At 69.4% G+C, this 14,267-nt stretch carries 13 protein-coding genes; 5 read left to right on the forward strand and 8 right to left on the reverse strand.

Features of this window, described 5'->3' with window-relative positions:
- Position 1: 1 nt before the first annotated feature.
- The 5 genes from AB0L70_RS20705 to glgC are packed head-to-tail and all read right to left on the reverse strand — an operon-like array spanning position 2 to position 5,724.
- The gene (locus AB0L70_RS20705) at positions 2–421 is read right to left on the reverse strand and encodes a RidA family protein (protein ID WP_363686356.1); all 420 of its coding nucleotides are present in this window, start codon (positions 419–421) and stop codon (positions 2–4) included.
- Positions 418–1,920, reverse strand: a complete 1,503-nt coding sequence (locus AB0L70_RS20710) for a 2-hydroxymuconic semialdehyde dehydrogenase (protein WP_363686358.1) — start codon at positions 1,918–1,920, stop codon at positions 418–420. The genes AB0L70_RS20705 and AB0L70_RS20710 overlap by 4 nt, the downstream gene beginning before the upstream one ends.
- The gene (locus AB0L70_RS20715) at positions 1,917–3,218 is read right to left on the reverse strand and encodes an NAD(P)/FAD-dependent oxidoreductase (RefSeq protein ID WP_363686360.1); all 1,302 of its coding nucleotides are present in this window, start codon (positions 3,216–3,218) and stop codon (positions 1,917–1,919) included. Before AB0L70_RS20715 ends, AB0L70_RS20710 begins: the two co-directional genes overlap by 4 nt.
- Positions 3,215–4,459: a kynureninase gene (gene kynU, locus AB0L70_RS20720; RefSeq protein WP_363686362.1), complete on the reverse strand. Its 1,245-nt coding sequence runs from the start codon at positions 4,457–4,459 to the stop codon at positions 3,215–3,217. Before kynU ends, AB0L70_RS20715 begins: the two co-directional genes overlap by 4 nt.
- The gene (gene glgC / locus AB0L70_RS20725) at positions 4,456–5,724 is read right to left on the reverse strand and encodes a glucose-1-phosphate adenylyltransferase (RefSeq protein ID WP_363686364.1); all 1,269 of its coding nucleotides are present in this window, start codon (positions 5,722–5,724) and stop codon (positions 4,456–4,458) included. Before glgC ends, kynU begins: the two co-directional genes overlap by 4 nt.
- Before the next feature lie 64 nt (positions 5,725–5,788).
- Here glgC and AB0L70_RS20730 point away from each other — a divergent pair, with 64 nt between their 5' ends.
- Positions 5,789–6,337 (forward strand): GNAT family N-acetyltransferase, encoded by a 549-nt coding sequence (locus tag AB0L70_RS20730; protein ID WP_363686366.1) that lies wholly within the window; start codon positions 5,789–5,791, stop codon positions 6,335–6,337.
- Between the two features lie 18 nt (positions 6,338–6,355).
- Positions 6,356–7,522, forward strand: coding sequence for a glycogen synthase (gene glgA, locus AB0L70_RS20735; protein ID WP_363686368.1), 1,167 nt, complete (start codon positions 6,356–6,358; stop codon positions 7,520–7,522).
- On the opposite strand, the gene AB0L70_RS20740 is transcribed toward glgA, so the two are convergent.
- Positions 7,519–9,066, reverse strand: coding sequence for a glycosyltransferase (locus tag AB0L70_RS20740; RefSeq protein WP_363686370.1), 1,548 nt, complete (start codon positions 9,064–9,066; stop codon positions 7,519–7,521). The two genes, glgA and AB0L70_RS20740, sit on opposite strands and share 4 nt — an antisense overlap.
- Positions 9,067–9,235: 169 nt before the next feature.
- Here AB0L70_RS20740 and AB0L70_RS20745 point away from each other — a divergent pair, with 169 nt between their 5' ends.
- Positions 9,236–10,474, forward strand: coding sequence for a hypothetical protein (locus AB0L70_RS20745; RefSeq protein ID WP_363686372.1), 1,239 nt, complete (start codon positions 9,236–9,238; stop codon positions 10,472–10,474).
- Between the two features lie 51 nt (positions 10,475–10,525).
- Here the strand turns inward: AB0L70_RS20745 and AB0L70_RS20750 are convergent, their stop codons facing one another.
- On the reverse strand, positions 10,526–11,998 hold the full coding sequence (locus tag AB0L70_RS20750; RefSeq protein ID WP_363686374.1) for a leucyl aminopeptidase family protein: 1,473 nt from the start codon (positions 11,996–11,998) through the stop codon (positions 10,526–10,528).
- A gap of 180 nt (positions 11,999–12,178) precedes the next feature.
- Complete coding sequence (locus tag AB0L70_RS20755; protein ID WP_012923066.1) at positions 12,179–12,346, reverse strand: DUF3117 domain-containing protein; 168 nt, start codon at positions 12,344–12,346, stop codon at positions 12,179–12,181.
- A 165-nt stretch (positions 12,347–12,511) separates the two neighbouring features.
- Here AB0L70_RS20755 and AB0L70_RS20760 point away from each other — a divergent pair, with 165 nt between their 5' ends.
- Both AB0L70_RS20760 and AB0L70_RS20765 read left to right on the forward strand, forming a co-directional pair.
- Positions 12,512–13,330, forward strand: coding sequence for a PaaX family transcriptional regulator C-terminal domain-containing protein (locus tag AB0L70_RS20760; RefSeq protein ID WP_363686376.1), 819 nt, complete (start codon positions 12,512–12,514; stop codon positions 13,328–13,330).
- Positions 13,331–13,362: 32 nt separating this feature from the next.
- A complete protein-coding gene (locus AB0L70_RS20765) occupies positions 13,363–14,154 on the forward strand; it encodes an enoyl-CoA hydratase-related protein (RefSeq protein WP_363686378.1) in 792 nt (263 codons plus the stop codon).
- The last annotated feature ends 113 nt before the right edge of the window (positions 14,155–14,267 follow it).

The raw sequence follows: 14,267 nt of genomic DNA on the forward strand, positions 1-14,267 counted from the left end.
GCTACTCCTTCTCCGAAGATCGCGGGATCGCCGCGACAGCGGATATCTCGATCAGCAACTGTGGATGCGGCAACTGATGAACAGCGACAGTAGTCCGCGCCGGCCCGGACTCGTCGAAGAATTCCCCGTACACCTCGTTGTACCCGCCGAAGTCGTTCATCGACACGAGGTACGTCGTCACACTCACGAGATCCTGCAACCCGGCGCCGACCGCCGCCAGGACGTCCGCGATGTTCTCCAGCACCGCCCGGGTCTGCTCCCGGATGTCCAGCGACACCGTCCCCATCGAGTCCACCGAAGCCCCGGCGATCGTGTTGTCCGGCCGCCGACTCGAGGTCCCGGACACAAACGCGAACCCGCCGGCAACCTGCACATGCGGAAACCGCCCCCGCGGCACGGCCTTCCCCGGTACGACGGTCACGACAGCTCCACGCAGACGTTGGTCGGCTCGGAGTAGAAGTCCAGCGAATGCCGACCGCCCTCGCGGCCGACACCCGACAACTTCATCCCACCGAAGGGTGTCCGCAGATCGCGGAGGAACCACGTGTTGACCCACACAATCCCGACATCGAGCGCCGGACCGGCGCGATGAGCCCGGCCGACGTCCCGGGTCCAGACCGTTGCCGCGAGACCGTAATCGCTGTCGTTCGCCAACGCGTACGCCTCCTCCTCGGTGTCGAAGGGAGCAATGTGGCAGATCGGCCCGAAGATCTCCTCGACATTCGTCCGCGCCTGAGCCCCGAGCCCCGTCACCACGGTCGGTTGTACATAGCAACCACCATCGCGAGCATCCCCGAAGGTCGGTACGCCGCCACCCGCCAGCACCTCACCACCTTCGGCCCGGGCGAGGTCGTAGTACGAAAGCACCTTGTCACGGTGCTGTTTCGAGATCAGCGGCATGTTCATCGTCGCCTCGTCCGCAGGCCAGCCGAACCGCAACTCATCGGCCCGCGCGGCCAGGCGCTCGACGAACTCGGCGAAGATCGGGCGTTCGACGTACAGGCGCTCGGTGCACAGGCAGACCTGCCCGCCGTTGGTGAAGACGGAACGCACCGAGCCCTCGACCGCAGCATCGAGATCGCAGTCGGCGAACACCAACCCGGCGTTCTTCCCACCGAGCTCGAACGAGACCGCCTTGACCCGATCCGCCGCGACCTTGGCGATCGCTGTACCGGTCGCGGACTCGCCCGTGAACGTAATCGCGTCGACGCCCGGATGCCGGGTCAGGTACTCCCCCGCCGACGATGGTCCGAAGCCGTGCACGAGATTGAAGACACCGGGCGGTACGCCGGCTGCCGCCATCACCTCAGCCAGCACAGTCGCCGACGCCGGCGTCTCCTCGGACGGCTTGACCACCACAGCGTTGCCGCAGGCAAGCGCCGGCGCGACCTTCCAGGTCAGCAGCAGCAACGGCAGATTCCACGGTACGACGATCGCCACCACACCAACCGGCTTGCGTACGGCGTAGTTCAGCGCCCGCCGCCCGTCCGCCAGGACCGTCGTGTACGACTCGGTCGCCGCCGTGGTCGCGAAGTCGGCGAACGCCCGGAAGTTGGCCGCACCTCGCGGGATGTCCAACGTCCGCGCCTGGCTGATCGACTTCCCGGTGTCCCCCACCTCGGCCGCGACCAGATCGTCGAACCGCCGCTCCAACTCGTCCGCGACCCGCCGCAATACGACCGCTCGTTCCTGCTCGCCCATACGTCCCCAAGGACCCTTCAACGCGGCCCGAGCGGCCGCAACCGCCGCATCCACCGTAGAAGAGTCGGCCTCGCACACATCGAAGATCTGCTCACCCGTCACCGGGCTGACCTTCGCGAACCTCGAAGCACTCTCCACGAACGAGCCGTCGACGAAGTGCCGCAACAACCCGACCGACTCCGGCTGCCCGGTCAGCAGCGAAGGTGTCCAGAGACTCATCGCCGCCTCCGCACCCGGGCCAGAGTCATCAACACCCCGGCAGCACCGACAAGCCCCGCACCGAGCAGTTGGTGCTGCCGGCGGACCCGCTGCTGGACCTCGGCGTACGGCGTGGTCGAGAAGGAGACGAGCTCGTAGCGGGAGACGTACGTACCGGGCAGCAGGCGTTCCAGCCCGTGCTCGATCCGCTTGGTCAACCGGAAGACCGGCGACGCCACCTTGTCCCGCATCTCGACGAAGTTGGCCAGCGCCATCTCCGCGATCGCCTCGGTGTTCTCGCGTCGGCGGGCCTCGAACAACGGCAACGCCCGGGCCCACGAGCCACCGGTGTCGTCGAGACAGCGATCCAGTTCGACCACGTCCTCGAACGCACAGTTCGCGCCCTGACCGTAGAACGGGACGATCGCGTGGGCCGCGTCCCCGATCAGCGCCGTCCGGCCGTGGGCCTGCCAGGGCAGCGTGTGGACGGTTCCGAGTACGCCGACCGGGTTGTGCAGGTAGTCGTCGATCAGCTCCGGTGCCAACGGCAACAGGTCCGGGTAGTTCGTCCGGAAGTGCTCCTCGATGTCACCGGCGGAGACCAGCGCGTCGAAGGATCCGGCCGGCCAGAACAGCGTGCAGGTGAAGGACTGGTCCGGGTTCGGCAGTGCGATCATCATCGACGTCCCGCGCGGCCAGATGTGCAACGCACCGGGATCGAGCGCGAATTCTCCTGCCGCTGCAGGGATCGAGAGTTCTTTGTAGCCGTAGTCAAGGAAGTCGACGTCCTCGGCAACGATGCCCTCGGCAAGCAGTTGCTCCCGCACCGCGGACCCCGCGCCGTCCGCACCGAGTACGACGTCCGCTGCGGCCGACACCTTCCCCGCCGGCGTCGCGAACACCATCCGCCCGGCCTGCGAGTCCAGCTCAACCAGTCGATGCTCGAACTCGACGCTCACCCCGGGCGCAGCCTCGGCCGCCGACAGCAGCGCGTTGTTGAGCACACCCCGGCTGATCGAGTTGATGGCCCGATCACCCGACGCCGAGTAGGCCTGGAAGTCCAGCGGTCCGGAGACCGGATGGATCATCCGCCCCTTCATCGGCAGCGCGTCCGCCATCACCTGCTCGACCAGCCCGATCCGCCGCAACGCGTCCAGCCCGCGCTCGGAGATCGCCAGGTTGATCGATCGGCCGCGCTCGGCCTGACCGACCCGCGGATCCGGGCGACGCTCGTACAGCGTCACCTCCAGACCACGCCGGGCCAGGAAACACGCCAGCAAGCTACCCGTCAGCCCGGCTCCCACGATGGCGATCTTCATGCCGGCACCACCTGCGCCAGCGCCGACGCGGCCCGCCAGCAGTCGTGGTACGTCGAGTACAGCGGCACCGGAGCCAGCCGGAGTACATCGGGCTCCCGCGCATCCGCGATCACGCCGTACCCGAACCGCAACCGCCGGGCCAGCTCGCCGGCTCGCATCCCGTCAACTCGCAAGGACAACTGCGCACCCCTTCGCGCGGGATCGGCCGGCGTGATCACGCGCCCGATCGTCACATCCGACAAAAGTTTCTCCAAGTACGACGTCAACCGCAGACTGCGCTCCCGGAGCGCCCCGATGCCGATCTTGTCGAAGATCTCCAACGACGTTCGCACCGGGCTCATCGAGAAGATCGGTGGGTTCGACACCTGCCATGCATCCGCGGACGCGGGCGGCCGGCATTCAGGCGTCATCTCGAACCGGGTCGCGGCCTCGGTGCTCCACCAGCCCTCGAACCGGGGCAACTCGGCATCCAGATGCCGTTCGTGCACGAACGCCCCCGCGAGCGCACCCGGCCCCGAGTTGAGGTACTTGTACGAACACCAGGCCGCGAAGTCCACACCCCAGTCGTGCAGCGACAACGGAACGTTCCCGGCCGCGTGCGCGAGATCCCAGCCGACGATCGCCCCGGCCGCGTGTCCGGCCTTCGTGATCGTGGCAATGTCCATCAACTCGCCGGTCAGATAGTTGACCCCGCCGAGCAGGACCAGGGCCACGTCGTCACCGAGTTGCTCGACGACATCCGCCGTACGCAGACTGTCCTCGCCCGGCCGCGGCCGCAGCCGGATGATCGCGTCGTCGGCGTCGTACCCATGGAAACCAGCCTGCGACCGTACGGCGTAGCTGTCGGACGGGAACGCGGAGTCCTCGATCACGATCCGGTGCCGCGACGGGGTCGGGCGGTAGAACGAGACCATCAGCAGGTGCAGGTTGACGGTGAGCGAGTTCATCACCACGGTCTCGTTCGGCTGCGCGCCGATCAGTCGCGATGCGGGACCGGTCAGCAGCTCGTGGTACGGCAGCCAGGGACGCTCCGCGTCGAGATGCCCCTCGACCCCCAACGCGGCCCACGCGTCGAGATCCTCCAGGAGCTCGTCCCGGGTCGCGCGCGGACGCAGCCCGAGTGAGTTGCCCGCGAAGTACGCGACCTCGGGGTAGTCCCCGCCCTGAGCCGGAGGTACGTCGAACAGATCGCGGTGCCCGGGGTCAGTGGCATCGAGCTCGCGTGCCTCAGCCTCCGTCACGCCTCGGCGACCTTCTCCTCCACCGGGGCCGCCGCAGCCGGCGCCTCGATCACCTGCCCCTTGCCGAGCACCGTGACCCCGCCCTTGGAGACGGTGAAACCCCGCTCCCGATCGAGATCCGGGTCGACGCCGATCTCCACGCCGGCCGGAACGACCACGTTCTTGTCCAGGATGACGTTGACCAGGCGTGCGCCCGCACCGATCTTGCAGTTGTCCATGATCACGCAGCGCTCGATATGTGCGCCCGCGCTGACGATCACGTTCGACCCGAGCACCGAGTGGTCGACATGCGCGCCGGACACGATCGAGCCCTGGCAGACGATCGACTCGCCGACGGTCGCGTCGTCGGTGAACTTCGCCCCCGGCAGCTGCGGGTGCGAGGTGAAGATCGGCCAGTCGTGGTTGTAGAGGTTGAACACCGGCTGGATCGAGACCAGGTCCATGTGCGCCTCGTGGTACGAGTCCAGTGACCCGACGTCGCGCCAGTACGAGTGGTCGCGGTCCAGCGCGCCCGGGACGTCGTTGTCCTTGAAGTCGTAGACGCCGGCCTTGCCCTCGGCAACGAGCATCGGGACGATGTCGCCGCCCATGTCGTGCCGCGACGCCGGGTTCGCGGCGTCCTTGCGCAGCGCCTCGACCAGGACGTCGGTGCTGAACACGTAGTTGCCCATCGAGGCGAACGTCTCGTCCGGTGAGTCCGGCAGCCCCGGCGGGTCGGCCGGCTTCTCCAGGAACTCGTCGATCGCGTACCCGTCCGCGCCGGTCTTGATCACGCCGAACTCGCTCGCCTCCGCCCGCGGCACCCGGATCCCGGCCACGGTCACGCCGTTCCCGCGCTCGATGTGCGCCGCGACCATCTGGGACGCGTCCATCCGGTACACGTGGTCGGCGCCGAACACGACGATGATGTCGGGCTGGTGGTCGTTGATCAGGTTCATCGACTGGTAGATCGCGTCCGCGCTGCCCTGGTACCACTGCGGGCCGAGCCGCTGCTGCGCCGGCACACAGGTGACGAAGTTGCCGAGCAGGGTCGACATCCGCCAGGTCAGCGTGACGTGCCGGTCCAGCGAGTGCGACTTGTACTGGGTCAGCACACACAGGTTGCGATAGCCGGCGTTGACCAGGTTCGACAGGACGAAGTCGATCAGGCGATAACTGCCCCCGAACGGGACGGCCGGTTTGGCCCGGTCCCCCGTCAGCGGCATCAACCGCTTCCCCTCACCACCGGCCAGCACGATTCCGAGAACTTTGGGCGCCTTTGCCATGTCCGCACCTTAGCTCCGCGAGCCCGGCTTCAGAACCGCTTGCGAGTGTCGCGACACTGGGAAGATGCCAATGCTCATCGCTCCGACTGTCGCCGTTCACGCCTCGTTCCTGGCCGCCTGGGACGAGTTGGCGCCGGAGGAAGCACATTGGATGGGCATCCGCGCGTACGGCGGCTCCGAGCGGGAGTGGACCCGCGAGGAGGCGGAGGACCCGGCAGAGTTCGCGCGGTTGGTCGAGGCACTCGACGCCGACGCGCAGCCGGAGACCCCGCTGCCGCCGGACATCGTCCACCAGACCATGCTCTGGTTCGTCGAGGGCGGCGAGCAGTGGCTCGGGCGGCTCGCGATCCGGCACGAGCTCACCCCGGCCCTGAACGAACTCGGCGGCCACATCGGGTACGCCGTACGCCCGTCGGCCCGCCGGAACGGGTACGCGACCCAGATGCTGACCCAGTGCCTTCCGGTCGCGGCCGGTCTCGGTATCGACCCGGCCCTGGTCACCTGCGACACCGGCAACGAGCCGTCGCGCAAGGTGATCCAGGCAGCTGGTGGCGAACTGGAAGACGAACGACACGGAAAGCTGCGTTTCTGGGTACCGACACAGGTGAGTTGATGACCTATCGTCGGGCTCATGAAGGTCGCCATCCTGACGCGTGAGTTCCCTCCGGATGTGTACGGCGGGGCGGGGGTGCACGTGGACTTCCTGGTCCGCGAGCTCCGCCGCCTGATCGACGTGGACGTGCACTGCATGGGTGAGCCCCGGAAGGGCGCGACCGCGCACTCCGAGGACGACCCGCGGATCCCGGGGGCGAACGCGGCCCTGCGCATCCTCTCCACCGACCTGACCATGACCGCCGCGGTCGGCGACGCGGACCTGATGCACTCCCACACCTGGTACGCGAACATGGCCGGCCACTGGGCCAAGCTCCTGTACGGCGTCCCGCACGTGGTGACCGCGCACTCGCTGGAACCACGCCGCCCGTGGAAGGCCGAGCAGCTCGGCGGGGGCTACCGGCTCTCGAGCTGGGCCGAGCAGACGGCGTACGAGGCGGCCGACGCCGTGGTCGCGGTGAGCCGGGGGATGCGCGACGACGTCCTGGACTGCTACCCGTCGATCGACCCGGCCAAGGTGCACGTGATCTCGAACGGGATCGACGCCGACTTCTACCACCCGGATCCGTCGACGCACGTGCTCGAGCGGCTCGGGGTCGACCTGAACCGCCCGTACGTGACGTTCGTCGGCCGGATCACCCGGCAGAAGGGCGTCCCGCACCTGCTCCGGGCCGGACTGCGGCTCGACCCGTCAGTGCAGTTGGTCCTGCTCGCCGGCGCGGCCGACACGGTCGAGCTGAAGGCGGAGACCGACGCGCTGATCGACGACCTCAAGCTCGCCCGGGACGGTGTGTTCGTGGTCTCGGAGATGCTGCCGCGGCACGAGGTCCGCCAGGTGCTCACCCACGCGCTGGCGTTCTGCTGCCCGTCGATCTACGAGCCCCTCGGCATCGTCAACCTCGAGGCGATGGCGTGCGAGACCGCCGTCGTGGCCAGCGCCGTCGGCGGCATCCCCGAGGTCGTCGACGACGGCGTCACCGGCACCCTCGTCGCGTACGACGAGAACGACATCGACACCTTCGAGCGCGAACTGGCCGCGGGCATCAACGACCTCGTCGACAACCCGGCAAAGGCCGAGGCCATGGGCAAGGCCGGCCGCGAACGAGCCGTCTCCCAGTTCGGCTGGGACGCCGTCGCAGACCGGACCGTGCAGCTGTACAACAGCCTCCTCGGGCAGCAGAGCTAGCAAGCCCCGACCAGGTCCTCGATCACCGCGACGTCGTCCGGGCACGCCCGGGCCACTGTGGTGGAGGTCAGGTCCTGGCCGAGCAGTTCGCCGTACAGCGTCCGCAGTCTGTCGGCCTGGCCGCTCCAGGCCGCGACCTGCCGGAACGCCGGATCGGCGAGCCTGTCGCGGTAGGACTGCAGCCGCCCCAGGAGCAGTTCGGCCTTGGCGGCGAAGTCCTGGCTGTTGCCGGCCTCGAAGGATTCCCCGATCCCGAACCGGGTGACGAACTCCCGCAGACTCGCCATGTCGCTGACCAGCAACGGCAGCCCGCCGAGGCTGTACTCGAACAGCTTGTTCGGCATTGCCAGCTCATGGTTCGGCGCCCGGAGCATCGGGATGATTCCGGCGTCCGCCGTGGACAGGAACGCGGTCACTTCCCGTGGGCCGACCGGATGCAGGAAATGCACCCGGTCCGCCACGCCGGCGTCCTCCGCGAGTCTGCGCAGCCGGTCCACCATCGGCAGCTCAGGTGAGGGTACGGCGACCACCGCAAGGTGCACGCCCGGGAGCCGGTCGAGCGCGGTGATCGCGGTTTCGATCCCGCGCACGGGTGTGATGCCACCGCTGTAGACCAGCAGCGGGATCTCCGCGGCCAGCCCGATGCGGGACCTGATGTCGTCCGTGCGTACGACGGTCTCCGGAAGGTCCGGCGTGTTCAGGACGACCTCGGGCCTGCGGCCGAGCCGGTGCTCGCGCTCGAGCCGGTCGGCGATCCCCGGACTGACCGTGACCACCCGGTCGGCGGCGGAGATGAAGTCCCGCTCGTGACCGGCCCACGCGGCGATGAACCTGCGCGTCCGGCCGCCGTACCGGGCGATCCCGGGGACGTACTCGTGGGCGTCGTACACGACCTTCAGCGGCCGCCCCGCCCGCCTGGCCCGAGCCGCGGCGCGGACGGCGACGCCGATCACATGCATGTCGTGGGCGTGCACGACATCCGGAGCAAGCCGGTCGATCGCCGGGCCGAAGATCTCTTCGTAGTCGTAGGTCTGCGGGACCACGGCCGGCCAGCTGACCAGCCAGGGAGTCCGCGAGACGACACCGTCCCAGGCCCGCCAGCCGAACTTGAAGACGCGGTTCTGCCAGCGGATCAACAGCCCTCGCGCCCGGCCGGCCGCGAAGGCGGCCTCCCGGAGCCGGAGCCGAAACACCCGCCCGGGTCCCGGCCGCACGCCGAGACGCAGCTCGGCCCGGCGCGCGTCGATCAGCGCCCGGCGTGCGACCAGCTCACGCGGGATGCTGACTCCCAGCAAGGGCAGACGCCAGTCCCGGCGGCGATTCCGGCGGCTCAGCCGGCCGTCACGATGGCGGAAGATCCCCGGCAGCCGGGCGATCACCGCGCGGCCGTCCATGCTGTCGATCGACAGCCGTTCGTCGGTGGATACGCCGAGCAGTGTCACGCGTAGACCGGCCGCGGCAAGGACGGCGGCCTCCTTCAGAACCCTGCTGTCGTTGGTGATGTCGTTGGCCACCAGCATCACTACATGCGCTCGGTATGTCACGGCTCCTCTTTCGTCGTCGCCCTGAGTACGACGCGAACCCACCGCCGCGTTGCCCGACCTCGCGAACTGGTACCTGCGGCTCCGCCGGCCGAGGAGGTAGGAGAAACTCCACCTCAGGGTGGGACTTCGCACCATCGCTCGGAGGGGTGCGCGGCGGTTGGGTTGGGGTATGACTTCTCGCCTGATCAAGACCGTCGCCGCCACGCTCGCCACCGCTGCGCTAGCCGCCTTTCCGCTGTCGGCCTTCGCCTCCGTCAGCCAGCCGACGCTGTCGGAAGCCGCCGTCTCCAGCGTCCACACTCCGCGCGGCGCTCTCGTTTCTGCCGTCTCGATCGCCCACCTGACGGCCGCTCAACTCGACGCCGCCGCGACCGATTTCGAGGGCACACCGCCGGCCCGGTACGGCGTCACCGTGTACCGGCTGATCTACCGGACGATCGACGTCAACGGGCGGCCGACGACCGCGAGCGGGATCGTCGTACTACCGGACGGGCGCCGGGGTGCGCTGACCGCCGCGGAGTACCTGCACGGGACCAACGCGACCAAGGCCTACGCCGCCTCTGTCGACGGCACCTCGACCGACCGCCTGGTGACCGCGCTCTTCGCCGGCGCGGGCCTCGTCGGCGTGGCGCCGGACTATCTCGGGCTGGGGTTCGGACCGGGGCTGCACCCGTACTTCGACACCAAGACCGAAACCAGCGCGTCCGTCGACATGTTGCTCGCGGCCCGGACCTTCGCGGCCAAGCACGGGATCACGCTGAAGCGCGACGTACTGGTCACCGGCTTCTCCCAGGGCGGCCGGGCCTCGATCGCCTTCGGCCGGGCGCTGACGCGGGGCGAGGCCGGGCCGTTCCGGCTCGGTGACCTCCGTGCTGTCGCCGGACCGTACGACCTGCTCGGCAGCGAGCTGCCGGCGACGTTCGACGGCCGGGTTCTGCCGCAGACCGCGGCGTTCTACCTCGCGTACTTCGTCACCGCCTGGAACCGGACGGTCGGGCTGTACGACGACCCGCGGGAGGCGTTCCAGGCGCCGTACGCGCAGACCATCGAGGGCCTGTTCGACGGTTCACACCCCGACGAGGAGGTCTTCGGGGCGCTGCCGGACTCGCCGCAGAAGCTGTTCACGCCGCAGTTCCTCCAGCGGCTGGAGCACCCGACCGGCCGCTTCCGGCAGGCGCTGCGCCAGGCGGACCAGGTCTGCAAGGACTGGACGCCGCGGGTGCCGGTGCACCTCTACAGCGGCACCAAGGACACGGACGTGGTCGCCGTCAACGCGGACGTCTGCGCGACTGACCTCCGTGCCCGTGGCGCGCACGTGACCGTGCACTCGATGGGCGCGGTCGACCACTTCGGTACGTCGTTCGCGGCGTACCCGCAGATCGTCCGGGAGTTCGCCCGCCGGGCTTGACCGATCCCGTTCGGCCGATCCCGTTCAGCCGGTCCCGTCAGCCGGTCCCGTTCAGCCGATGCCGGAGGTCGGGGTGTCGGAGGTCAGCCAGGTGGTGAGGAGGCGGGCGCCGGCACCGGTCGCGCCGGGTGAGTACTCGAACCGGTCGGCCGGGGACTCCGCGATCGACGAGAGGTCGAGATGGGCCCAGGGGACATCACCGGTGAACGCCTTCAGGAAGAGGGCGGCGGTGATCGACCCGGGGCCCTTCGAGCTGTTCACCGAGTCGGCGATCGGCGTCGAGATCAGGTCCTCGTACTCGGCCGGCAGCGGCATCCGCCACAGCTCCTCACCGGACACCCGGCCGGCGTCGGCGAGGTTGTCCGCGAGTGCGTCGTCGGTGGCGAACAGACCGCCGTACAGCATCGATCCGAGCGACACCTTGATCGCGCCGGTCAGTGTGGCAACGTCGACGAGGACGTCGGGCTTCAGCTCCTTGACCGCGTACGCGAGCCCGTCCGCCATCACCAGGCGACCCTCGGCGTCCGTGTTCTTCACCTCGGTGGTCCGGCCACCGTAGTGCCGGATCACGTCGTCCGGGCGGTACGACGTACCCGACGGCATGTTCTCCGCCGAGCAGATCAGACCGGTCACCTTGACCTGTGCACCGAGCTCGCGCAGCGCGGACAGCGTGGCGATCACCGAGCCGCCGCCGGTCATGTCGCGCTTCATCGAGACCATGCCCTCACGCGGCTTGAGCGACAGGCCACCGGTGTCGTAGGTGATGCCCTTGCCGACCAGAACGACGTACGGCGTGTCCTTGGTGGCGCCGTCGGGCACATAGTCGAGCCGGATGAACCGCGGCGGCCGGGTCGAGCCCTTGCCGACCGCGAGGATGCCGCCGAACCCGTCGGCGGCGAGCTTCTTCTCGTCCCAGACCGTCACCTCGAGACCGGTCGCGGCGGCCAGCTCGGTGGCGCGAGCGGCCAGCCAGGCCGGGTCCTTCTCGTTCGACGGGGTGGTCGCGAACTTGCGGGCCAGCCAGCCGGTCCGCCCGATCACCACACCACGATCGACCACCGGCTGCCGGACCGCGTCCGAGCCGTCGGTCAGGGTGAGGCGGGTCAGCACCGGCTTGCCCGGGTCGACGGTCTTCTGGGTGTACGTGAACGACCCGAGTACGACGCCCTCGGCGAACGCCTGCAGGGTCGCGTCATCGATGCCCTCGGCAACTACTGTGGTGAGCTCGTCCTTGCCGCGGCCGAACCGGGCGATCGCCGCACCGGCGTGTCGCAGGTCTTTCGCCGTACCGTCACCGGCGCCGACCAGCAGGACCTCGGTCACGTCGCCGTCCAGCAGCGGGTACGCGGCGGTCGCGCCGGCGGACGGGGTGAAGCCGGTCGCCTGCTGTGCTTCGAGCAGCCGGCCGAGGTCGACGCCGAGGCGCTCGCCGGCCTCCTTCGCGACGGCGGGCAGGCCGCTCTCGCCGACCACGATCACCCAGGTCGGGGCGCCGTGCACCGGCAGGCCAGGCTGCCAGGCCACGGCCGGAAGGGTCGGGTACAGAGGGGTGCTGCTACGGCGAGCCACTAGGACGACCTCACTGGTTTGATCAAAAGGTTGGTGTGCCGGGCCAACCGTAACGACCCCGGCCGGTGCCGAAAGAGGGCACCCACCGGGGTCGAAGTGATTGGCTGAGGTGCGAGGCACCCCCGGAGGACTCGGTCAGCCGACGACTGCCTTGAGCGCGTTGCCGAGCTCCGTGGCCTCATCCGCATTCAGCTCGACGACGAGCCGGCCGCCGCCCTCGAGCGGGACCCGCATCACGATCCCCCGGCCCTCCTTGGTGACCTCGAGCGGACCATCGCCCGTCCGCGGCTTCATCGCCGCCATGCGCGCACCCCTTTCCGGTGTCGGTGTTGAGCGACGACACCGCGCGGGGAACCGTCGCCGGCGCCGTTGCGGTGATGCGCCGTCGGCGCGTATCGCAGTGCTATCGGACCCCATTATTCCCGATCGCAGGCCAGAGCCGTGCACCATACGGCAGACTCAAGTCTTGTGCACGCCCGTTCAGCCCTCTTCGACCTGTACGGCGACCACCTGCGCGCGCGGGGCGCGCGCGCCCCGGTCGCTGCCCTGGTGCGGCTGCTCGCGCCGCTCGGCGTCCATCCACCGGCGGTGCGGACCGCCGTGTCCCGGATGGTCCGGCAAGGCTGGCTGGAGCCGGTCCGGCTCGACGGACAGCCCGGCTACGCGCTGACCGCCCGGGCGCGTCGCCGCCTCGACGACGCGGCCGCCCGGATCTACCGGACCGCCCCCGACGGCACGCCCGTCGTGACCGGCTCCGAAGGCCCCGGCGACTGGGACCGGCACTGGCATCTGGGCATCCTCCGCGAGGTGCCGAACGCACGCCGCCGCGACCAGCTCGCGAGCCAACTCGCCTTTCTGGGTTGGGCTCCGCTGTCCGACGGCGCGTGGGTCGGGCTGCGCAACGACACCGAGGTGGACCAGATCCTCGGCGTGGAAGGGATCGCCGCGGACCGGTTCCGCGCACCGGTCGACGAGGGCGCGGTGGAGTTCGCCCGCCGGGTCTGGCGACTCGACGAACTCGGCGCGTCGTACGACGCCTGGCTGATCGAGGCGAAGGCCCTGGTCGACGGCGCCGGGCCGGACACGAGTGATGAGCAGGCCTTCGCGGTCCGGTCCGAACTGGTGCACGAATGGCGCAAGTTCCTGTTCCGCGATCCGGGACTGCCGGACGAGCTGCTGCCGGACGACTGGGCCGGCACGCGGGCCGCCGAGTTCTTCGATTTCCACGCCGAACGACTCGGCCCCGCGGCCGGGCGTTTCGTGGACAACTGCCTGACGCTGCACTGAAAATTTCACCGATTGTCTAGGAGCTGACCACGATGAGTGACTCTGTCATCTATGCCGTCGCCGACGGCGTGGCGACCATCACGCTGAACCGGCCGGACGCGATGAACTCGCTCGACATCGCCACCAAGGTCCTGCTCCGCGACACCGTCCAGGCCGCCGCCGAGGACGACGCCGTACGCGTCGTCGTGCTGACCGGGACCGGGCGGGCGTTCTGCGTCGGTCAGGACCTGAAGGAGCACATCGGGCTGCTCGAGGCCAACGACACGGCCGCACTTTGGAGCACGGTGCCGGATCACTACGCGCCGATCGCGCTCGCGCTGGCGGAGATGCCGAAGCCGGTGATCGCGGCGGTCAACGGGGTCGCGGCCGGCGCCGGCGCGTCGATGGCGTTCGCGTGCGACTTCCGGGTGGTCGCGGACACGGCCGGTTTCAACCTCGCCTTCACCGGCATCGCCCTGTCCTGCGACACCGGGATCTCCTGGACGCTCCCCCGGCTCATCGGCCACGCCAAGGCGGTCGAGCTCCTGTACTTCCCCCGCACCATCCCGGCCGCCGAGTCCCTCGAGCTAGGTCTCGCCACGACCGTCGTTCCCGCTGCTGAGTTGCCGTCGGCGGTTGCGGAGTTGGCCGGCAAGCTCGCCGTCGGACCGACAGTCGCGTACGGCGCTGTGCGGCAGTCGCTCGCCTACTCGGCGACCCACCCGCTGGCCGACTCGCTCGCCTTCGAGGCGGGCAAGATGCAGCTCACCGGCGACACCGCCGACCACCGCAACGCCGTCGCCTCCTTCGTCGCCAAACAAAAGCCCACCTTCGAAGGCCGCTGATCTCTGTACCGAAGGACGGGTAGTAGTCCCCTGCACCGCGCAGCCCACGCCTGCGCCACGCCGCGGCGGTGATCCCGGCGCCGACCACTACCCGTTCTTCGGTACGCGCCTCC

The sequence above is a fragment of the Kribbella sp. NPDC051952 genome (genome assembly GCF_040680855.1).
Taxonomy (GTDB): domain Bacteria; phylum Actinomycetota; class Actinomycetes; order Propionibacteriales; family Kribbellaceae; genus Kribbella.

What these genes read in the sequence shown, in the direction of transcription:
- AB0L70_RS20730 (WP_363686366.1), top strand. Translation starts at nt 5,789, where the DNA reads ATGCCAATGCTCATCGCTCCGACTGTCGCCGTTCACGCCTCGTTCCTG.
- AB0L70_RS20745 (WP_363686372.1), top strand. Translation starts at nt 9,236, where the DNA reads ATGACTTCTCGCCTGATCAAGACCGTCGCCGCCACGCTCGCCACCGCT.
- AB0L70_RS20715 (WP_363686360.1), bottom strand. Translation starts at nt 3,218, where the DNA reads ATGAAGATCGCCATCGTGGGAGCCGGGCTGACGGGTAGCTTGCTGGCG.
- AB0L70_RS20710 (WP_363686358.1), bottom strand. Translation starts at nt 1,920, where the DNA reads ATGAGTCTCTGGACACCTTCGCTGCTGACCGGGCAGCCGGAGTCGGTC.
- glgC (WP_363686364.1), bottom strand. Translation starts at nt 5,724, where the DNA reads ATGGCAAAGGCGCCCAAAGTTCTCGGAATCGTGCTGGCCGGTGGTGAG.
- AB0L70_RS20765 (WP_363686378.1), top strand. Translation starts at nt 13,363, where the DNA reads ATGAGTGACTCTGTCATCTATGCCGTCGCCGACGGCGTGGCGACCATC.
- glgA (WP_363686368.1), top strand. Translation starts at nt 6,356, where the DNA reads ATGAAGGTCGCCATCCTGACGCGTGAGTTCCCTCCGGATGTGTACGGC.
- AB0L70_RS20755 (WP_012923066.1), bottom strand. Translation starts at nt 12,346, where the DNA reads ATGGCGGCGATGAAGCCGCGGACGGGCGATGGTCCGCTCGAGGTCACC.